Here is a 19893-nt window from a genome sequence, read left to right as displayed (position 1 = left end):
CAATTTGCGAAATCGGTTGCACAAACTCTGACTATTATTCTAAACCCAGATCAAAATTAATGCAACCGTTTTCACTGATTTTATTTTATTTTTTTATTTCTATTGACAATTTTCAAAATCGCAGTATTCTATAATTAAATGAATCTAATTTCGTAAATAAGTATATTCATCATATACCCTAAGCTTGCGAACTAATGTTTTTCGTTCGTGAATTCAACGTACTACTATCGTTGATTGGAACGGAAGGCGGCGACTCCTGCGGGAATAGCATGAGCCTTGAGACCCCGCAGTGCGATAGCACGAGGAGGCTCAAGCCATGCCCGCGGAAAGCGTCCGCCTGCAGTGGAAATCAACAGGCTTAGCACATTTACAAATAGACTGGATTTACTGCTTTATTTTTGACTTATGAAATTGATTCAAATGAATCTATAATTTGAGGGCAATGCTTTGTAAGCTAAAGAACAACAACCCCGTTTTCCACACTTGGAGAGCGGGGTTGTTCTATTTATGAAGGGAGAAAATAATATGATGAAAGAAGCGATTTACCACAGGCCGAAGAATAGTTTTGCATACGCATATGACGAGCGAACATTACACATCCGTTTACGTACGAAGAAACATGATGTAGAAAAAGTAAAACTCATTCATGGTGATCCATATGATTGGGCTAAGGAAGGCTGGCAGTTTCAATATACAGATATGGTCCTGCAGGCATCAGATGAATTATTTGATTATTGGCTTATCAAAATCAATCCTCCTAATCGACGATTACGTTACGGATTCGCACTCTACAACGGCGATGAAAAACTCGTTTATGCTGAAAGAGGCTTCTCAGATGAACCTCCATTAGATGATATTCAGTATTACTTTTGTTTTCCATTTTTGAATGAGATTGATGTATTTAACTCACCAGAATGGGTGAAAGACACTGTTTGGTATCAAATCTTCCCAGAACGATTTGCAAATGGCGACCGTTCACTTGACCCAGAAGGAACACTTGAATGGGACAGCGCTCAACCACAACAGGAAAATTTTTTTGGTGGTGATTTTCAGGGAATAATTGATCATCTGGATTATCTGGTTGACTTAGGTATAAATGGAATCTATTTCACACCTATCTTTAAAGCGCACTCTAATCACAAGTACGATACAACTGACTACTTGGAAATTGATCCGCAGTTTGGAGACAAAGAAAAATTCCGCGAGTTGGTCCGGAAATGTCATGAAAAAGGGATTCGTATTATGCTTGATGCAGTTTTTAACCATAGCGGATACTACTTCCCACCGTTTCAGGATGTTCTGAAAAATGGAGATATGTCACTATATAAAGACTGGTTTCATATTAGAGAGTTTCCTGTTAATACGGAGCCTGAACCTAACTTTGAATCATTTGCATTTACCCCACATATGCCAAAATTAAACACCGAAAACCCGGAAGTCAAAGCATATCTGTTAAAGGTTGCTGCCTACTGGATTGAGGAATTTGATATTGATGGCTGGCGCCTTGATGTTGCGAATGAAGTTGATCATCAGTTTTGGCGGGAGTTCAGGCAAGAAGTGAAGGCAATAAAGCCCGACGCATATATATTAGGAGAGATATGGCATGACTCGATGCCTTGGCTTGAAGGTGATCAGTTTGATGCGGTAATGAATTATCCGTTCACACTCGCAGCTCTTGATTATTTAGCAAAAGACACAAAAAATGCGGATGAGTTTGCCAATCAGGTTTCAAGTGTCCTATGTTCATACCCGGAAAATGTTAATGAAACAGCCTTTAACTTGCTGGGCAGTCATGACACCGAGCGGGTACTTACCTTATGCAACGGGGACAAACAAAAGGTAAGATTGTTATTTTTACTCCAAATGTCTTTTCCGGGATCACCTTGTATTTATTATGGAGATGAAATTGCCATGACTGGCGGAGAAGATCCAGAATGCAGAAAGTGTATGAAATGGGATGAAGACCAGCAGGATTTACATTTAAAAGCCTTTGTCAAAAAATTGATTAAGCTGCGGAAAACCGAGCCAGCGTTTGGCAGTAAAGGAGAGTTTAGCATTGTAGAATCAAGTTCTGAAACAAACCATCTTGTATACACAAAATCGTTCAACAATGAAGTGATCTATTTTGTAATAAACCCTTCCAGTAAGCCTATATCAGTAACAATAAATGGGAAAAAGGCTACTAATCTATGGACCAGCGAGCAGGTTTCAGCAGATGATATTCTACTGCAGCTAGATGTAGAAGCGAATGACTTTTTAATCATGAAAGTATAATGGAGGTGAATGTATGACCCGCCAATGGTGGAAAGAAAGTGTTGTCTATCAGATTTATCCGAGGAGTTTTAACGATAGTAATAATGATGGTATTGGTGATATCAATGGGATTATCCAAAAACTTGATTACTTACAGGAACTTGGAATTGACGTCATCTGGCTCTCCCCTGTTTACGAATCACCAAACGATGACAACGGGTACGACATCAGCGATTACACAAGGATAATGAGCGATTTCGGTACAATGGAAGACTGGGACAGGATGCTTCAGGAAATTCACAAACGTAACATGAAGCTGATTATGGATCTGGTAATTAACCATACATCTGATGAACATCACTGGTTCGTCGAATCACAAAAATCAACAGACAGCACCTACCGTGATTATTACATCTGGCGTGATAAGCCAAATAATTGGGAGTCTGCATTTAGTGGTTCCGCCTGGGAATATAACAAGGAAACCAATCAGTATTATTTACACCTATTTTCACAGAAACAGCCTGACTTAAACTGGGAAAACCCAGATGTTCGAAATGACCTGTATACAATGATGAAATGGTGGCTTGATAAAGGTGTTGACGGCTTTCGAATGGATGTAATTAATTTTATTTCGAAAGACCAGCGCCTGCCGGATGGTGACGCTACTAACGGAAAGCTATACGCTTCAGGTCACCCCTACTATATGAATGGTCCGCGTGTCCATGAATTTTTGCAGGAAATGAATCAGAAAACCCTATCAAATTATGACATTATGACGGTTGGTGAAATGCCAGGTGTCACGCCAGAACAAGCTAAACTATACACTGCAGAAAGCCGCAATGAATTAGATATGGTCTTTCATTTTGAGCATATGGATATTGACTCTGGCCCAGGTGGGAAGTGGGATATCAAACCTTGGTCTCTTGTAGAATTGAAGCAAATTCTATCAAAATGGCAAACCGAATTGGAGAATGAAGGCTGGAACAGTTTATATTGGAATAACCACGACCAGCCACGTATTGTATCCAGATTTGGAGATGATGGTGTCTATCGTGTCGAATCAGCAAAAATGCTAGCAACTACTTTACACATGATGAAAGGCACACCGTACATTTATCAAGGTGAAGAGCTCGGGATGACTAATGTGCGCTTTAATCCAATAGCAAACTACCGTGACATAGAAACGTTAAATATGTACAAAGAGAAAATAAATGAAGGTGTCGAAGAAGATGCATTATTAGAAAAAATCTATGTAAAATCACGGGATAATGCACGTACCCCGATGCAGTGGGACTCAAGTGTGAATGCAGGGTTTACAGAAACAACACCATGGCTCCAAGTAAACCCAAATTATGTTGATATAAATGCTGCAAAGGCGGTTGCTGATCCAGACTCAATCTATCATTACTACAAGCAGCTTATTGCTTTACGAAAAAAATATCCGATTATTGTTTACGGTTCTTACGAATTGCTTTCTCCGGATAGCGAAAGAATCTTTGCATATACGAGAAAACTTCGAGATACACACTTATTGGTGGTAAGTAATTTCACAAGTGAATTCGTCCATTTTGATATACCAGAAGGCTTTCTAAAGGCCACTAAATTAATCGGAAATTATCACAAACATAATGAGAGGTTAGGAGACAAACTGGCGTTAAAACCATATGAATCTTGTGTATATAATGACGCTGATTCCTAACCGGATCAGCGTTTTGGTTGACTATCAGCACCATACAAGCGCCCAATGCATACCCTACTACTGATAAAACTCCAGGGGGAATGCAAACATGTATTACACAATGGTCCCAGTAGCCTATGCTTACCCACCAGTAAACCCAAATGGTATGCAGCATCCATATAACCTAAATCATCCAGAAGGACTTCCACGACATAAATCCAAAAAAGATAATACGAATCCCAATCAAAAAGCCGGTCACACACATGCTCATTATGGTGCAACAACCTGTAATGATAAACACACCCATTTACATCCAGGTGTCACCAGCACACCAATCGAAACGAATGAAGGTCACGTTCACAAGATCTACGGAAACACAACATTTGACGACGGACACATTCACCAATATGAGGCGCAAACAAGCCCTCCAATTCCATTAGATAATGGTTATCATACCCATTACGCCGAGATAAAGACAACTGAAAATGATGGTCATACCCATACGATAAAAGGATATACTCGAGCTTCGAAAAGCTAAGGAGGGAGTTATTAGGTATACATTTCGCCCTGTTGGTGAAGAATCCAGATTTAACGGAATGAGGATTCACTTCGATTGTTGGGCGGATCCTCATTCCGTTATTTCCTTGGAAAACCTCATTTAAAGCTTCGGGATGAATCCTCATTCCGCTATTTGCCATTTTTGCCTCAAATCTGGCTGATTTTCTGCTATTAGCGGAACGAGGATCCGTCTCACCCTTCTGAGAGCACTTTTTCTGCTATTTAGCGGAATGAGGATTCACTTCGATTGTTTCGCGGCCCTTCATTCCGTTATTTCCTTGAAATATTGGGTGCAGATCCTATTCTCCAAATGGTAAAATTTTCCACCCTTTTATATATTCCTGCCAGTTTGAGTATAAATAACTTCCCCCTTAAACAATTGCTAACTATTGTATACAACAACTTAAGTGAGTTAGACTATACCAAAATACGTAAAAGGAAAAAGGTGGTACCTCTATGTCTCAAGAGAATTTTACAAACAGATTGGCTCATGAAAAATCACCATATCTGCTACAACACGCAGAAAACCCTGTTGACTGGTATCCATGGAGCGAAGAAGCATTCGAAAAAGCAAGACAGGAAGATAAACCGATATTTCTTTCCATAGGCTACTCAACTTGTCATTGGTGTCATGTACTCGCCCATGAATCATTTGAAGATGAAGAGGTTGCTGCATACTTAAATGACCATTATGTATCTATTAAAGTCGACCGGGAGGAACGTCCTGATATAGATTCTGTCTACATGACAGTTTGTCAGATGATGACTGGACAAGGTGGCTGGCCACTCTCAATTTTTATGACACCGGGAAAAGTGCCGTTTTATGCTGGTACTTATTTTCCACGCGAAAGTAAATACGGGATGCCTGGCATCATGGAAGTGTTCACGCAATTATATCAAAAATACAAGGAAGACCCTGATCATATTAAAGAAGTTACCAAAAGTGTAACGGATGCCTTAGATAAAACAGTTGCTACTAAAAGTGAAAACAGATTAACAAAGGAAATGACCGATCAGGTATACAAGCAGCTTGGGAAACGATTCGATTTTACAAATGGCGGATTTGGATCAGCACCTAAATTTCCTGCGCCGCAAAATCTGTTATATTTATTGCGTTATTATCATTTCACAGGTAAATCTGCTGCTCTCAAAATGGCTGAAAGTACATTGCAGGCGATGGCAAATGGAGGGATATATGACCATGTTGGATTCGGTTTCGCACGGTATTCTACTGATGAAAAATGGCTCGTCCCTCACTTTGAAAAAATGCTCTACGACAATGCGTTATTATTAATTGCATACACAGAAAGCTATCAAATCACCAAAAATCCGCTTTATCGAAAAATAAGTGAACAGATTATTGAATTTGTCATGCGGGAAATGCGAAGTTCTGAAGGGGCCTTCTATTCCGCAATTGACGCTGATTCAGAAGGTGTAGAAGGCAAGTTTTATGTGTGGGATTATGATGAAATTTTCACTATTCTCGGCGAAGACCTTGGTGACCTATATGCGACAGTGTATGGCATCACACCAGAGGGGAATTTTGAGGGTAAAAATGTACCAAACATGAATGACGCAAACCTGGAAACTATAGCAGAAGAATATAACTTTACAATCGATGAACTGAATCAGCACCTTGAAGAAGCACGTGCTAAGTTATTAACTGCACGCGAGAAGCGTGTATATCCACATGTTGATGACAAGATTTTAACATCCTGGAATGCAATGATGATCACAGCCCTTGCCAAAGGTGGGAAAGTTTTCGAGGAGGAGCAATACATTCAAACCGCCGAAACTGCCATAGATTTTATCGAAACAAATCTGGTAAAAAAAGGTCGGGTTATGGCTCGCTATCGTGACGGTGACGTGAAATTCAACGGATACCTTGATGACTATGCCTTTTTACTGTGGGCTAACGTGGAATTATATGAGGCAACCTTTTCATTAAACTATTTAAAAAAAGCCAAAGGACTCGCAGACAATATGATCGACTTATTTTGGGATAATGAACAAGGAGGATTTTTCTTTAGCGGAGAAGATAGTGAAAAATTATTATCAAGGGAGAAAGAAATATATGACGGTGCCCTGCCATCTGGGAATAGTGTTGCAGCGGTTATGCTAGTCCGATTAGGCTATTCAACTGGTGAAACAGCCTATCTTGATAGGCTCGAAGAAATGTACTATGCCTTTTACGAGGAGGTTAAACAAGGAGTTGCAGCAAGCACTCATTTTGTTCAAAGTCTGTTGCTGACAGATAATCCTACAAAGGAAGTCGTCGTTTTAGGAAATGACAAGAATTTTCTAGCAAAGCTCCAGAAAGAATTTTTACCGGATGTAACTTTGCTTGCCAGTAAAAATGCTGAACAACTAGTCAAAGTCGCACCATTTGCCAGTGATTATCGTAAAATAGGTGATGAGCCTACCATTTACGTATGTGAAAACTTCGCGTGTCAACAACCAACAACCGATGTTGAGCAAGCCCTAAAAATGATAACCGGATAAATAGTATGCCGCTACATAAGTAGCGGCATTTCACTTTTCTAAATAGGCGCGCCCTGTCCAGCTTAATGTATGCTTCTTTAGCAACCCAATCGTTGATATTGTGAACTTCGGCGAAATATTTGTGAACTTCAGCGGAAAATTTGTGAACTTCGGCGCTTTTGTTGTGAACTTCAGCGAGTTTCATGTGAACTTCAGCTAAATTGCATAAATCACTTCGATTCCTGTGGTAAAATGTAATTAAACACCTTATAAAGGAGAATCCAATTGCTGAAAATAAAAATGAACGTTCAAACTGCCTATCATGGGGACTTGCTGCGCAAAGGTAAAGTATATGAAATCGACGAAGCAACTGCCAAACGTTGGATAGCCAGTAAAATCGCTACTCCAGTTGACGAATAAAAAACAGCCAACCATATTACTGGAAAGACTGTTTTAAAATACTTCTAAAAGCTGAAGGATTGCTGGACCTAATAGAATGATAAATAGTGTTGGAAAGATAAATAAAACTAGCGGAAACATCATCTTAATTGGCGCTTTCATCGCAGCTTCCTCTGCCCGCTGGCGCCTGCGTTCACGTATGTCTTGGGTTTGAACACGCAATACAGAAACCATTCCGATACCTAGCTTCTCAGCTTGCACAATGTTAAAAATTAAAGTCCTTAAATCATCTGACAATATCCTGTCATTCATTGCGTTTAATGCATCTTTCCTTGTTTTCCCTAATCGCATTTCTTCCAATGTAACCTTAAATTCGTCAGGTAATACCCCTTTTTTCTTTGCAGCTACCTGACTGACTGCTGCGTCAAACCCCAGTCCAGCCTCCAAACTAATCGTTAGTAAATCCAGGACATCTGGCAGACTTTTTTCAGCCAATTTACTTCTTCGTTCAATTTTCGTCTTAAGGTAATATTTCGGGAGAACAACTGCAGCTGCTAATCCCATAATTGCTAATAGCAACAGAAGTGGAACGGAGACACGTAATAACAGTCCATACCCTAGACCAATTACCGAAAATGAGATAACCATTATTAGCTGCAGCATTTTAAACTCTACTGGACTTAACCCAAATGGCTGTCCCGCTTGCAGTAATTTCACTTCGATCTTAGAAGCCTCTTCCTGACCTAGCTTATTGCTGTATTTAAGCTTGATCTTCTTCCAAACTGGAAAAACAACACGCTCATAAAAAGTAGGTAATTCCTCTTTAGCAGCGCTGCTCTCAACCTCAGGTGTATTGTTTATAAAATAAGCTTGAATACGAGCTTGAACTTTTCCCCTTCGTCCCGTGTAATATGCTACAACGCCATATGAAATTAAGCTGACACTTAGAAAAAAGCTGATATACATTGATAGCATCATTACACCTCAATAGTAGTTATTTTGCGAATCAGGAAAAAGCCAATTATTCCACCAATCAATGCTGCACCAAGCATTAACTGACCAATCGGGTTCACAAATAATGTTGTGATATACTCTGGATTCATCAGGTAAATAATAAAACCAAGTGCTACAGGCAATAAACTAATTACTATTCCGGAAAGCCTTCCCTGCGCTGTCAAAGTTTTAATCTGATTTTCTATTTTTGTTCTTTCACGAGTTGTCTCAACAATTTTGTCCAGCAAATAGGCTAAATTCCCGCCTACCTGCCGTTGTATTAAAATAGCATCAACAAGCAATCCAAGATCATCACTTGGCATCCTTTTTTGCCATTCTAATAGAGCGTCTTCCATACTTGTACCATATTTCATCGATTTTATTATGTGTTCCACTTCTTCTTTGATTGGTGAATAGGATTCCTGGGAAACCATTTGCAGTGATTGCACGAAACTGAAACCTGCCCGCAGTGATCCTATTACAGATGTAATCATCCCTGGTAAACCTTCATTAAACGCTTTAATACGCTTTCTTTGCTTCCCTTTTAACCAAATTTCAGGAACAAAATAACCAAATACAAATCCTACAATCCCCAATAAAATGCTACCATTCAATTGGAGTATGCCTCCAATAATTATCGCTAACAGCCAGCGAAACGCAACAAATTCCTCTGGCTTTATTGGAAGTCCTGCTACACTTAGTCTATCTTCTAGTGTATTACGCTTCTTACTTGGTTTTTTCTTTCGGATTAACAGTATTTTGAGTCGTTGGTTTGCGTTTTTAAGAAGCTCGGGAATGGACAGCGATTTTTGTACCGCCGTTTCATCTTCTTTTTTTGAAGCGCGTAGAGTACTGAACGCTAACAGAAATAGAAAAACCGAAATAAATACTGATATTAATAAAAGTGCTTCCATTTATATCACTCCATTTTTTCCGAAAAAATAGATGACGGGAGCGTAATGCCCTGATACTCCATCCGTTCATAGAATTTTGGCCGTATTCCAGTAGGCACAAGCTTACCTGAGATTTTTCCGTTATCATCAACACCAAATTGTCTGAACGTAAAAATATCCTGAAGTACAATTACATCACCTTCGAGGCCCTGCACTTCGGTTATATTTGTAATCCGTCTGGTACCATCCTTCAATCTTGATTGCTGGATAATGACGTCAAGCGCACCAGCTATTTGTTCACGGATTGCTTTAATAGGTAGATCCATCCCAGCCATTAATACCATCGTTTCCAAACGTGAAACCATATCTCTTGGACTATTCGAGTGTCCAGTCGCCAATGAACCATCATGTCCGGTATTCATCGCCTGAAGCATATCTAATGCCTCACCACTTCGGACTTCACCAATAACAATTCGGTCGGGTCGCATTCGTAATGAATTTCGAACGAGGTCACGGATTAAAATAGCGCCCTTCCCTTCAATATTCGGCGGGCGCGTTTCAAGTGAAACGACGTGATCCTGTCCGAGCTGCAGTTCCGCAGCATCCTCAATCGTCACAATGCGATCCGTATTCGAAATAAAAGATGATAACACATTCAAAGTTGTAGTTTTACCAGATCCTGTTCCACCGCTTACAAAAATATTTAATTTGGAGGCAACACATGCCTGCACAAATTCAGCCATCTCCTGACTGAGTGTTCCAAATTGTATTAGATCGTGTATAGTAAACGGATCTTTAGAAAATTTACGAATTGTAATCGTCGGTCCGCCAAGTGCTAGCGGTGGTATAATTGCGTTCACCCGTGACCCATCTTTAAGCCGGGCATCTACCATAGGGCTGCTTTCATCAATTCGGCGTCCAAGTGGGGCAACAATCTTCTCCAAAACAGCCGAAACATGATTATTGTCACGGAAAGTGATATCAGTAAGCTCTAAACGTCCGTTCCGCTCAGCATATACTTGATTAGGTCCATTAACCATTACCTCCGAAACACTCTCATCATTCAACAAAGGTGTGATCGGACCATATCCTGTAAGGTCGTTTTCGATTTCTTCTTTCAAATTAATCCGATCATCAGCACGACGAAGCTTATAATTATTTTCAGTTACAATTTCAGAAATAATCGTATCAAGGTCTGATACAATCTCGTTGACATCCTCGTCCTTGCGTTCCCGGATAATGTACTTAAAAACAAGACTTTTTACTTCGCGATATTCTTGAGACACAGCAGTTTTTTTTATCTGTTTAGGCTGTGAGGTAGGATCAACTGCATTCAGTGTACTCTCCCCTGGCTGTTCCTGTTCTATTTTTGCTTTTTCTTTATCCTCATTTATAGGTTCTGCAGCATTCGCATTTGTCTCACTTTTGGACTGTAGCTTTTCTAATAAACTCATTCGATCTTCCCTCGCAATCGTTTACTTTTTCTGATGCGGAAAAGCCCGCGTATTGGCAGCTTTTTGGAAGCACTTCGCTCCACAGCAAATAGTTTTTTAGCGAGTCGCTCTATTCCTCTTGAAAACTCAAGCTTTGGCTGATTTAGAAAAATTGGAACACCTATATCCAAAGAATGTGAAACATGCTTTAGATCATATGGTAAATAAAATACTTCATCTATTTTTACAAGCTCCGGGATGTCGCCCCTCTTAATAACTGAAGGAGCTGTTGATTCATTAACAATTAACCTGACTCTATCCTTCAATCCAAGCGCATCTAATGTTTCGATCATTAATCTGGCATTTTTTAAGGAAGCCATTCCTGGAGTTGCTATTACCAGTATTTGATCTGACTTCTCTACAACCTGTAAAGTATGGTCCGTCAGCCCCGCCTGGGTTTCGACAAACAGGATTTCTGAAGTAGCCTGTAATGCTTCGATAACTGCCGATATCTGTTCACTTTCGATCATATCGGCATACTCCGGACGTTTTGGGGCAGCTACTAAATCAATACCAGATGAATGCGTGGAATAATAATTCACACTATTTTCGATATCATCCCGCTCTGCAACTTCCTTAATCGTTAAAATTGGGTCAAGGTCAAGGGCCATTGCGAGGTCGCCAAACTGCAGGTCTCCGTCTATAACACTAACATTTGACCCTCTTACAGATAAGAAGGCTGCCAGATTGGCGGTTATAATTGTACGACCCTGTCCACCGGTGGCGCTGCAGACAGCAACTACTTGCCTTTTTTTTGTTGTATCAATTGCCACTGCTGATCCCCCCTTTTATTCATCCTCATGCTTTACAATTCGGCTGCTTACCCAGCCACTTTTCTTGTTACTTGTTTTTACTTTAAACCAGACACGTTTATCATCATCTGTTTCCTGTTCATTCAAAAAAAGTAAAGCAGTCCCCTGATCGACAACTGCTAGAACTGGTGCCGTTAATTGGGGTGCTTTACGGATAATCGATCGTTCTGGGGTTGTAACAAAACGCGTATCTGTTTCATCACCAATTTTCGCTTCACTTCCCCCGTTATCCTTATCTTCCGCATCCTTTTTATCTTTTGATTTCTGCTCTTCTTCCACGTTCACAGAATCAACTTTGCTGTACAAAGCAAGGTGAATACTTCCTAGTTCACTAGCATGAACAAGTTCTACTGTATCTTCTTGTGAAAGCTCAAGCGTCACCGTCATATATGTTTTCTCGACATCGTCGTCTTTCTTTTCAACCATTCGTTCACCGACTGCCAGCACGCGTACTTTCTCCAAAATTAAATCCGTTTCGATGAGGGGGATAGACTTATCTAAAACAACATTAGACATCACATCCACGTAATCTCCTGGTGCTGTCAGGTTAGAGACCGATTCATCAAATTCTACTTTAACGGAAACCCCGCGTTTATTTTCAGTGATTTTTCTGGAAACAACATCAGTTTCCTCATCTTTTGTTCGGACTCGGTGATTCATTATTACTTCACCAGCTTTAATATCAGCAGAGGCAAATTTTCCAATCACCTCTTCCTTCTCTTTCACAGACTCTGTATGTACTTGATCTTTAGGGATTTTTTTTAGTTTCAGGTTCTCACCCGTTATCTTCTGGTCGGCTGCTATTGTCACGTTCGCAGTAACTACTTCCACCATCTCTGTTTGTTTGGTCGAATTCGAGCTTGCTGGTGCAGCCTGATTCATAACTATATAAAAAATACCTGTTGTAATAATGCCTGAAATAAGTGCAAGTAGTACTATTCGTCTAGCCTTCATGTATGTGTTCACCTACTCTATCAATTTGACTGCATATGCGCCACGATCTAAAGGTCCATTATCCCCGGTAAATCCTGTTCCAGTTCGTTTTATAAAAATACCATTTATTGAATCATCCGTTGAGCTCATTGGCTCTGTAACATAAAAATAAGCAAAACCAGTAATTTTTACTTGTTTCATTTGATTTGAGGTATGATTATACGGTTGGTAGACAAGGACTAGCATCACACGTGAACAATCACGATGCTCATACTCTCCATCTGGATAGGGACAATTATCAATTCGGTAGTTTATTGCATCACGAGTCTTCCCGGCAATGTTACCTGTTTGTGTGTCAATAATGTCACCAACTTCTAAGTTCTCATCATACCCATAAGTCAGACTTTCGCTGTATAATCTTGCACCAGGACCATCCAGTGCCAGCACACCGAAGTTTCCAGCTTCCGAATCCCCAGCATCCACTTTCAGCGAATAGGTTTCCCCATAATTTAATTCAATTGATTCGTCAATACCAAGTGGTACTGCACCCTTGGCTTTTGCCATTGGATTAAGTGCTGCTTTTGCATTGACATGAATTGGTACTTTTTCAATTCCAAATAGTTTCGAAAAGAATAAGGGTACATCTTTGGATAATTCGACTTCCAATTGGTGTTCAACTTTAAGGTTAACTTGATTTTGAGTGCCGGTTTCTCCGTGTTCTTCTATTATTCTATCGACAACATCATTTACATCCGCATCTGAGTTAGGAATTTCCTGCGCACCTGACAATGCCGCCGCGTTAGCGGTTTTCTGCAAATGACTTTTTGTCATGAATAAGTGTCCGCCATCAATAACTAAACCAACTATTAACAGTAAACCACCCAGTGCTAAAGCAACTAAGACAATTGCATTACCTTGTTCATTCTTTTTAAACCTTTTCAACACGTTCCCTCACCCCTCATCACTCAACCCGTATAGTAGAACTAGTCTTGACTGTATAGGGAATAGCAGCATCCCCAAGCACATTGAGAAATTCTTCTGGATATGTCAATGTCACGGTTACATATTCACCAGATGAACGTTCAGGTTCTTCAGGAGAGATGTTGACATCCAGATCGGTTATTTTACCGATATCAAAATTGTTCTGCGCATAGGTCCGGACAGCCTCATCACCTTTCCCTAAACCAGCTATCCGTACAGACTCCTGGGTAATTAATTCCAATTGCAGATGGGTATACAAAACTCTTCCAAAGTCAAAAATACCTACCACCAGCATAAGCAGTATAGGTAAGATTAGCGCAAACTCCACTAATGATTGACCATCTTCATTTTTGATCATAGAAAACGCCATCCTTGCATCACCATGCAGAGAACCGCCCCGCCTGCAATTGCTACACCATATGGGTATGTTGCCGTTAAGGAACCTCTTGATACGCCACCCCGGAGAACGACGCCACTCTTTAGACTTGTTACATAATAGACGATTGATTTAAATACACCACTACGGAATAGGATAATTCCTACCGCTAGCAATGCCCCTAGCAAGGCAATATAAAGAAATGATTGAAAGACAAAAGCCCCGCCTTTCATTGCGCCAATCAAGGCGAGCAGTTTGACATCTCCAGCTCCCATTCCACCCATAAGGTATGGAATAAGCAGCAAACCAAGTCCAATCAAAAAACCAATGAAAGAATGGGATAGACCATCTAATCCACTTGTAATCAAGTGATAGGTAAAGGTTGCCAACAATGCTGGATAAATAACATTATTATAGATTTTTCTGCTTTTGAGATCTGTAATTACACAAATTAATAGTATAAGTAGTAGAAAAATATTGAGCATCATGACCATCCCTTCATTCGCAGTTTGATTGATTTAGTTTAAAAAGGACCCAAGGGGGAGGGTCCTTTTATTTTTAACTCATAATTATTCTGTTGTACCTTCTTCACCTAGCTCACCTGTTAATTGATCAAACAATGCACCTATCTGGTCACCTAAAAGCGTTAATGCTCCAATTACTACTACTGCAATCAACCCTAAAATTAACCCGTACTCAACCATACCTTGTCCTTCTTCTTCAATAAACAATCCTTTTAACTTGTCTAACATCTAAACCTCTCCTTTTATATAAAATATATTAATTCCTGTCTAAATGACTTCCTCATGTTCTCTTCTAACAAAATCGACAGCTTGTCCAACATTAACAGCAGAGGTTTTGATCTTTCCAGCCGGCAGTTCAACCACTGAACGTACCTTTGAAAATCGCTTTCCAATTTTACCTGATGCAAGATTTTCCTCCATCCCAACAATTTCATACTTATCGTTAAGGTATAATATATCAATGCGGGATTTCATAAAGAACGTATGAATCGATGAACATGGAGCGATATGCATTGCAAGATCATCTGGTAAACTTTTTACAAACATTAACCCCTTAAGTCGTTTCCAAAATGAATAGGCTGACTGTACATCACCAGCGATTAGTTGGCCAGTATCTCTGTTGACCAATTTGATCGTTAGCACCCCCACTTTTGTACTTGTTCTGTTGTAAAGCTGCTTTTGCAATCTGTATGTCCTATTATGCCGAAAATTGTATAAACCCGTTATCCCTCAGTATTCCCGTTATGTATATTTTTCGGATATTGAGAATGCCTTCCTATAAATCGAGGAAAACAGACAATATCCAATACTTTTGACTTAGGAATAGCATGCTAAAAGGTACACAAACCACTTCAAATTACCAACAAAACCGACATATTATATACCATAAGTCCAATTACCCAAAGTAAATAGACCCCCCTAAATGGGAGGTCTAACCGGAATGTGATCGTTCATACTTTAATTGATAAACCTTTGATATAGCATGTGCACGATCCGATACATCAAGTTTTTGAAAAATCCTTGTAACATGGTTCTTTACAGTATGGCCGCTAATATACAATTTCTCACCGATTTCCCGGTTATTCAAACCTTGGATAACAAGATCAAGCACTTCTTGTTCTCTAGGGGAAATCTTCAATTCCTTTATTGTTTGTTCAATGGATTCAATTTGCCCTTTACTCTGCAGTTCTGCAATTGATGGAACTTCTTCCTCGATTAGCTGTCCATCATGAATAAATGCTATGAATTTAGTAATAATTTTACTGGGCTTAGTTGTAAGGGATTTTACTGTTTCCAGATTGTTATATTTCACATAAGTTAAAATAATTGCTAAAGATTGACTTTCCAAGCTTACTTCATCCCATTGTATTGCTGATTTTTTCTCCATGAGATCACTTGCATCTTCTACAATGCTTCCAACTCTGCTATCGGGGATGATGTCTCTAATAAAAGCTGGATCATAATTATAAAGGAGACAGCTATTGATTAAATCCTGAACATTCCACGATGATAGCCCCAGTTTTCCAGTAAATTCACCTGCTATTTGTGACGCTTTTTTAGCATTGACGAATGCCTCCATGTCAAATTGTCCGGTTGCCTGGTACAGGGAGTTAATTATCTTATCTTCTTTACCATCGTTCTGATTTTGTGCTAACTGCAACGTAACTCCGCCGATTATCGACAACGTCTGTAAAAACTTCATATCCTCATTTAACTGGGTTTGCACCATTGAATTAGTACCAACGCATAAAACACCAAGCAGCTCATCCTTGTAAAATAATGGACACTCGATTACCGGATGTTCCCAGCTGGTTTCGTCTGAATTATTCTTTAATACAACATTTGTACTAATCTTCTGTGAATCGTTATAATACCGGTTAATAACATCCTGTGCATATACCCCCATATTTTCATTGTATTCCCCACGGGAGACCAGTTTCATCTTTCCGCTAGCTGAATCCTTTAGAACCATGCATGAAAAGGGACCTTCCACTAAGCTAAGACTAATGTCTACCAGTATATAAATGATCCGTTTATGTTCAGGTCTAGTGACCATCATTTTACATATTTCAACAAGTGATGATAAGCGTTGATGCTGCTGGGTATTTTCATCTGTTAAAGCACCCGTTAGTAGACTTTTTTCCAGAATTATAGATAATGCTTTGGCATATTCCAGTTCTTGAGAAAGGGTATTGTGCTTTATACTCCCACCAAAAAACAATGCTAATGAGCTATCATGTTTTTTGATTGGAAAACAAAAAAAGGCAGCAGGATGGAATTGATATTTATTAAAAAAATAGGACCTTGGATCATTCTTTATATTATCCCAGTATTCATAATCACCAGTTATAAGGACTCGTCCAAGAAACCCTTCACCTACTGAGAAATCCGTATTTAATAATCCTTGTGCAGCTTCTCCCGAAATACTTGTAATCGAGTAGGTTTCTTCTTCACGTTTTTCAGCTAATCCCATAAAATCTAAATCGTTGCTTTTTTCAAGAAATTCTTCCATTAATACATTTATTTTTATTCCACTGTTCTGAAAGGCCATCATGAGCAAGTTTTTATAAATTTCATGTGATACATATCCGCTTTCCTTCTCAGAATAAGCAGAAGATAGGTTAATCAATTTATAAACCCAACTAATCCATTCTCGCTTGTTCGCAGTCGTAAGGACGGGCGTTTCATCAAGAACTCCATCCCATTCATTTACATGTGGGTAGTTTTTTTCCAATTGTTTCTTAACTAAATGCTTGGTTTCTTCCTCAATCATTAAGCCCGCCCATAAAAAGTATGTAGATTCTCCTGATGTCACAGGGGCGATGATTGTATGAATTCCGGGCCATATTTCATATACCAATGGTTTTTTTATATTATTCGCTTCGCTTAATGTCTTTTTCATGACAGCAAGTAAACTGTCATGCTGCTGGTGAAGCAACGTGGTACAAAGTTGATTTTCCCCTTTTATTGGCAGTACAAGTTCCCCATGTAAGTCTGTTATCATAACGGAAAGCATGAAACGTTCACCAGATATATCGAGAATTTCTTCCAATACTTCTATATTTTGATTCATGTACCCTCAAGGTTACTTTTACTTTCAAGCTCCGTTACGACAAAAGGTTCTTGATACCGGTATAATGGTAAGGATTCATCTTCCAATAACTGTAGTATTCCTTGCTTCACCAATAGTTCCAATACTGGAACAAGTACTTCCTTTTTTCTTCCAAGCCGCTGCTCTAAGCCATCAATCGATTCAACCATATAAGGATTTGATTGGAACAGCATAGTACACTCCGCCCTCAATGGCAATAGATCATCCTTTACCATGGGATTTCCTCCTCTTAATTTCCAATTACTCCTTCAGCCATTCTGCTATGTAAGCCTATATTGTTTGCACATATATTCCCAAATTTGGTAATTATTAAACTCATTAGCATAACGATTACATAATTCGGGAAAGCAAACTGCTTTTTTGTACGAATAGTCCATTATCTAAAATTCGATAACGATGCTCCCCCTCAGTAATCCGTGTGCCGCGCATTTTTAATACCTCAATCGTTCTCTTACGTAAAGTATGAAATCGTGCCTTCATTGCCAACCGAATATAGCCATCGAATACAAAGTGCTCAACTGAAGCAGTTCCTGATGTCAAACCAGATTGCTCCTGAAGAAGGATTGAAGTCAGACCATGCTTACGTAACACATTTCGCAATGTGCAAAAATTTTTTCGTTCATTACCATTTAAATACTTTAAAAGGCTTATACTATCAATTACAATTCGCTTACTACCAATTTCCTTAATCATTTCCTCGAATAACCCGTCCGGTTTTACCATTTGATGCATTAATACTTCTGGCGATAGGCCAATAACACGGAGTTTGTTTTCCTTTTCGAGTTTACGTAAATCCCAGTCGAATAAATTCATATCTTCATAAATTTGATCAGGGAATTCTTCAAAAGTAATAAAAATTCCAGGCTCATTATGCTTTTTAATACCCTCAAGTAAAAACTGAATCCCCAACGTTGTCTTTCCAGTTCCCGGTCCGCCTTCAACAATTGTAGTATTACCTTGTGGAAGACCACCAAATAAAACGTTATCTAACCCAGGAATTCCTGAAGCAGTTTTTTGTCGCATTATCTCACCTATCCTTTTCAGTCAGGGACATTCATCCGTAACAGCATAAGTATAGAAAAGATACATCCTATCTTATATTAGCAATCATGCTAAATATATCCCCTACTGTTCTCATTTTAAATTATTCGCTGTTCCTATTAATATCGACTACTAGTATCAGGTGATAAATACTAACAAAGACTCAAAATCATCTATAAAATAACTTATTTGGGTCCTCTGCTTCCTTTATTTAGCAAAAAATAAGGACTATTTATTTAGACGATGAAAAAGGGTGAAGCGCCCGCCTGCAGTGGAAATTAAAAACACCTTAACAATGTTCATGCTGAACAAAGTTAAGGTGTTTTTATAATTCTATAGACTCCTACTTCGCAAAGAACTCCTCTGCTTGTTCCAAGTAAGTTTCTTGATCTGGTGTTAAATCATATTCTTCCACAATCGCATCAACTGGGCATACTGATTTACATGCACCACAATCAATACAAACGTCTGGATCTATGTAGTACTGCTCCGGTCCTTTTTCAATGCAATCAACCGGGCAAACAGTCAAACATTCGGCTGATTGTTCCTGGCGGCATGGGTCCAATATTACAAAAGCCATCTATCGCACCCTCCTCTTAATTCGTTAGTAACTACATTTAAATGATACACGAAGTAAGACATGCAAGTAAACAGATCGATTCACAGTTTTTCAAAATATAGATGGTAATGCAATGAACAACCAGGATTAAACGCCGAACCACAGGAAAGACAGCTGTATCCACTATTCAAGTACTCTTTTATCGTAAGTTCTGTTTTACATTTGCCGCATAGAACAGCTTTTTGATTAAATTTCTCTTGCGGCCATACTCTTGTGGCCCCGCATCCATACTGTTGGTGACATTGATAGCATGAAAAATATTCGTTACAACAATAGAATTTTATAGCAATCCTATCATTATCACTATGATAGTGGCTGCAGCGTGTTTCAGCATCAATTGCTCCGTTTACTTTCATTAGATTACCTCCAGATTATCTCTGAAAATAGTATATCATATTAGTTTTATTCAATGATGTCACGGGAATCGTTATATATAAACAATTAAAAGGAGTGTATGAATGATGAAAAAATATAGCGTGGCACCTAATCAGGATGCATCAGCATGGATTGTAAAACTGGAGGACGTAGCACCAGCCGAAGAATTCAATGCAAAAGATGATGCCATTGCAAAAGCTGAGGAAATGGCGAAAGAAAACAGTCCAAGCAAGCTTTCCGTCTTGGATAAAGAACATAATGTTACACACGAGGAAAGATTCTAACATAAATCCCAAAAGCTATCTTTTGGGATTTAATAGTAGTAATATATTACTAAAGATAAGTTGACATACAGCATAAACCACTATATAT

Annotated in this window: 20 protein-coding genes; 5 read left to right on the top strand and 15 right to left on the bottom strand. The window is 39.1% G+C overall.

What is annotated here, in order from left to right; all coding sequences use genetic code 11:
• Positions 1 to 525: 525 nt before the first annotated feature.
• The 4 genes from ACE1TG_RS07180 (at position 526) to ACE1TG_RS07165 (ending at position 6991) form a co-directional block, all read left to right on the top strand.
• Positions 526 to 2274 carry an alpha-glycosidase gene (locus ACE1TG_RS07180; RefSeq protein WP_375051687.1) on the top strand — a complete coding sequence of 583 codons (1749 nt, stop codon included), beginning with the start codon at positions 526 to 528 and terminating at the stop codon, positions 2272 to 2274.
• A gap of 13 nt (positions 2275 to 2287) precedes the next feature.
• Entirely contained in the window at positions 2288 to 3952 is a 1665-nt protein-coding gene (locus tag ACE1TG_RS07175; protein WP_375051686.1) for a glycoside hydrolase family 13 protein, read from the top strand.
• Between the two features lie 88 nt (positions 3953 to 4040).
• Positions 4041 to 4469 carry a YmaF family protein gene (locus ACE1TG_RS07170; RefSeq protein WP_375051685.1) on the top strand — a complete coding sequence of 143 codons (429 nt, stop codon included), beginning with the start codon at positions 4041 to 4043 and terminating at the stop codon, positions 4467 to 4469.
• Positions 4470 to 4945: 476 nt separating this feature from the next.
• The gene (locus tag ACE1TG_RS07165; RefSeq protein ID WP_375051684.1) at positions 4946 to 6991 is read left to right on the top strand and encodes a thioredoxin domain-containing protein; all 2046 of its coding nucleotides are present in this window, start codon (positions 4946 to 4948) and stop codon (positions 6989 to 6991) included.
• A 432-nt stretch (positions 6992 to 7423) separates the two neighbouring features.
• On the opposite strand, the gene ACE1TG_RS07160 is transcribed toward ACE1TG_RS07165, so the two are convergent.
• The 15 genes from ACE1TG_RS07160 to ACE1TG_RS07090 form a co-directional block, all read right to left on the bottom strand.
• The gene (locus ACE1TG_RS07160; protein WP_375051683.1) at positions 7424 to 8347 is read right to left on the bottom strand and encodes a type II secretion system F family protein; all 924 of its coding nucleotides are present in this window, start codon (positions 8345 to 8347) and stop codon (positions 7424 to 7426) included.
• Entirely contained in the window at positions 8347 to 9276 is a 930-nt protein-coding gene (locus tag ACE1TG_RS07155; protein ID WP_375051682.1) for a type II secretion system F family protein, read from the bottom strand. The genes ACE1TG_RS07160 and ACE1TG_RS07155 overlap by 1 nt, the downstream gene beginning before the upstream one ends.
• A gap of 5 nt (positions 9277 to 9281) precedes the next feature.
• Complete coding sequence (locus ACE1TG_RS07150) at positions 9282 to 10709, bottom strand: TadA family conjugal transfer-associated ATPase (RefSeq protein ID WP_375051681.1); 1428 nt, start codon at positions 10707 to 10709, stop codon at positions 9282 to 9284.
• On the bottom strand, positions 10706 to 11521 hold the full coding sequence (locus tag ACE1TG_RS07145) for a CpaE/TadZ family protein (protein ID WP_375051680.1): 816 nt from the start codon (positions 11519 to 11521) through the stop codon (positions 10706 to 10708). The genes ACE1TG_RS07150 and ACE1TG_RS07145 overlap by 4 nt, the downstream gene beginning before the upstream one ends.
• 15 nt (positions 11522 to 11536) lie before the next feature.
• Complete coding sequence (gene cpaB / locus ACE1TG_RS07140) at positions 11537 to 12514, bottom strand: Flp pilus assembly protein CpaB (RefSeq protein ID WP_375051679.1); 978 nt, start codon at positions 12512 to 12514, stop codon at positions 11537 to 11539.
• Positions 12515 to 12526: 12 nt separating this feature from the next.
• On the bottom strand, positions 12527 to 13438 hold the full coding sequence (locus tag ACE1TG_RS07135; RefSeq protein ID WP_375051678.1) for a pilus assembly protein TadG-related protein: 912 nt from the start codon (positions 13436 to 13438) through the stop codon (positions 12527 to 12529).
• 16 nt (positions 13439 to 13454) lie between these two features.
• The gene (locus tag ACE1TG_RS07130; protein ID WP_375051677.1) at positions 13455 to 13844 is read right to left on the bottom strand and encodes a TadE/TadG family type IV pilus assembly protein; all 390 of its coding nucleotides are present in this window, start codon (positions 13842 to 13844) and stop codon (positions 13455 to 13457) included.
• On the bottom strand, positions 13829 to 14338 hold the full coding sequence (locus tag ACE1TG_RS07125) for an A24 family peptidase (RefSeq protein WP_375051676.1): 510 nt from the start codon (positions 14336 to 14338) through the stop codon (positions 13829 to 13831). Before ACE1TG_RS07125 ends, ACE1TG_RS07130 begins: the two co-directional genes overlap by 16 nt.
• A gap of 81 nt (positions 14339 to 14419) precedes the next feature.
• Positions 14420 to 14602 (bottom strand): Flp family type IVb pilin, encoded by a 183-nt coding sequence (locus ACE1TG_RS07120; protein WP_375051675.1) that lies wholly within the window; start codon positions 14600 to 14602, stop codon positions 14420 to 14422.
• Between the two features lie 39 nt (positions 14603 to 14641).
• On the bottom strand, positions 14642 to 15001 hold the full coding sequence (locus ACE1TG_RS07115) for a DUF192 domain-containing protein (RefSeq protein WP_375051674.1): 360 nt from the start codon (positions 14999 to 15001) through the stop codon (positions 14642 to 14644).
• A gap of 304 nt (positions 15002 to 15305) precedes the next feature.
• A complete protein-coding gene (locus ACE1TG_RS07110; protein WP_375051673.1) occupies positions 15306 to 17447 on the bottom strand; it encodes a response regulator transcription factor in 2142 nt (713 codons plus the stop codon).
• Positions 17444 to 17701, bottom strand: a complete 258-nt coding sequence (locus ACE1TG_RS07105; protein WP_375051672.1) for a hypothetical protein — start codon at positions 17699 to 17701, stop codon at positions 17444 to 17446. The genes ACE1TG_RS07110 and ACE1TG_RS07105 overlap by 4 nt, the downstream gene beginning before the upstream one ends.
• Positions 17702 to 17816: 115 nt before the next feature.
• Positions 17817 to 18509, bottom strand: a complete 693-nt coding sequence (locus ACE1TG_RS07100; RefSeq protein WP_375051671.1) for an ATPase domain-containing protein — start codon at positions 18507 to 18509, stop codon at positions 17817 to 17819.
• Between the two features lie 361 nt (positions 18510 to 18870).
• Entirely contained in the window at positions 18871 to 19107 is a 237-nt protein-coding gene (locus ACE1TG_RS07095) for a ferredoxin family protein (protein WP_209479652.1), read from the bottom strand.
• A gap of 80 nt (positions 19108 to 19187) precedes the next feature.
• Positions 19188 to 19502 carry a CHY zinc finger protein gene (locus tag ACE1TG_RS07090; protein WP_375051670.1) on the bottom strand — a complete coding sequence of 105 codons (315 nt, stop codon included), beginning with the start codon at positions 19500 to 19502 and terminating at the stop codon, positions 19188 to 19190.
• Between the two features lie 102 nt (positions 19503 to 19604).
• Here ACE1TG_RS07090 and ACE1TG_RS07085 point away from each other — a divergent pair, with 102 nt between their 5' ends.
• The gene (locus ACE1TG_RS07085) at positions 19605 to 19805 is read left to right on the top strand and encodes a DUF2188 domain-containing protein (protein ID WP_375051669.1); all 201 of its coding nucleotides are present in this window, start codon (positions 19605 to 19607) and stop codon (positions 19803 to 19805) included.
• Positions 19806 to 19893: the final 88 nt, after the last annotated feature.

Source organism: Virgibacillus sp. JSM 102003, from assembly GCF_041949995.1.
In the GTDB taxonomy this organism is placed as follows: Bacteria; Bacillota; Bacilli; order Bacillales; family Amphibacillaceae; genus Lentibacillus.
The sequence above is the reverse complement of the archived record's forward strand: the minus strand, read 5'-3'. Positions and strand labels throughout refer to the sequence as shown.

Excerpts from the sequence above, each read along its gene's own strand:
- ACE1TG_RS07095 (WP_209479652.1), bottom strand. The coding sequence starts at position 19,107 with ATGGCTTTTGTAATATTGGACCCATGCCGCCAGGAACAATCAGCCGAA.
- ACE1TG_RS07110 (WP_375051673.1), bottom strand. The coding sequence starts at position 17,447 with ATGAATCAAAATATAGAAGTATTGGAAGAAATTCTCGATATATCTGGT.
- ACE1TG_RS07100 (WP_375051671.1), bottom strand. The coding sequence starts at position 18,509 with ATGCGACAAAAAACTGCTTCAGGAATTCCTGGGTTAGATAACGTTTTA.
- ACE1TG_RS07120 (WP_375051675.1), bottom strand. The coding sequence starts at position 14,602 with ATGTTAGACAAGTTAAAAGGATTGTTTATTGAAGAAGAAGGACAAGGT.
- ACE1TG_RS07130 (WP_375051677.1), bottom strand. The coding sequence starts at position 13,844 with ATGGCGTTTTCTATGATCAAAAATGAAGATGGTCAATCATTAGTGGAG.
- ACE1TG_RS07155 (WP_375051682.1), bottom strand. The coding sequence starts at position 9,276 with ATGGAAGCACTTTTATTAATATCAGTATTTATTTCGGTTTTTCTATTT.
- ACE1TG_RS07085 (WP_375051669.1), top strand. The coding sequence starts at position 19,605 with ATGATGAAAAAATATAGCGTGGCACCTAATCAGGATGCATCAGCATGG.
- ACE1TG_RS07105 (WP_375051672.1), bottom strand. The coding sequence starts at position 17,701 with ATGGTAAAGGATGATCTATTGCCATTGAGGGCGGAGTGTACTATGCTG.
- ACE1TG_RS07150 (WP_375051681.1), bottom strand. The coding sequence starts at position 10,709 with ATGAGTTTATTAGAAAAGCTACAGTCCAAAAGTGAGACAAATGCGAAT.
- ACE1TG_RS07090 (WP_375051670.1), bottom strand. The coding sequence starts at position 19,502 with ATGAAAGTAAACGGAGCAATTGATGCTGAAACACGCTGCAGCCACTAT.
- ACE1TG_RS07165 (WP_375051684.1), top strand. The coding sequence starts at position 4,946 with ATGTCTCAAGAGAATTTTACAAACAGATTGGCTCATGAAAAATCACCA.
- cpaB (WP_375051679.1), bottom strand. The coding sequence starts at position 12,514 with ATGAAGGCTAGACGAATAGTACTACTTGCACTTATTTCAGGCATTATT.
- ACE1TG_RS07170 (WP_375051685.1), top strand. The coding sequence starts at position 4,041 with ATGTATTACACAATGGTCCCAGTAGCCTATGCTTACCCACCAGTAAAC.
- ACE1TG_RS07160 (WP_375051683.1), bottom strand. The coding sequence starts at position 8,347 with ATGATGCTATCAATGTATATCAGCTTTTTTCTAAGTGTCAGCTTAATT.
- ACE1TG_RS07125 (WP_375051676.1), bottom strand. The coding sequence starts at position 14,338 with ATGATGCTCAATATTTTTCTACTACTTATACTATTAATTTGTGTAATT.
- ACE1TG_RS07180 (WP_375051687.1), top strand. The coding sequence starts at position 526 with ATGATGAAAGAAGCGATTTACCACAGGCCGAAGAATAGTTTTGCATAC.
- ACE1TG_RS07175 (WP_375051686.1), top strand. The coding sequence starts at position 2,288 with ATGACCCGCCAATGGTGGAAAGAAAGTGTTGTCTATCAGATTTATCCG.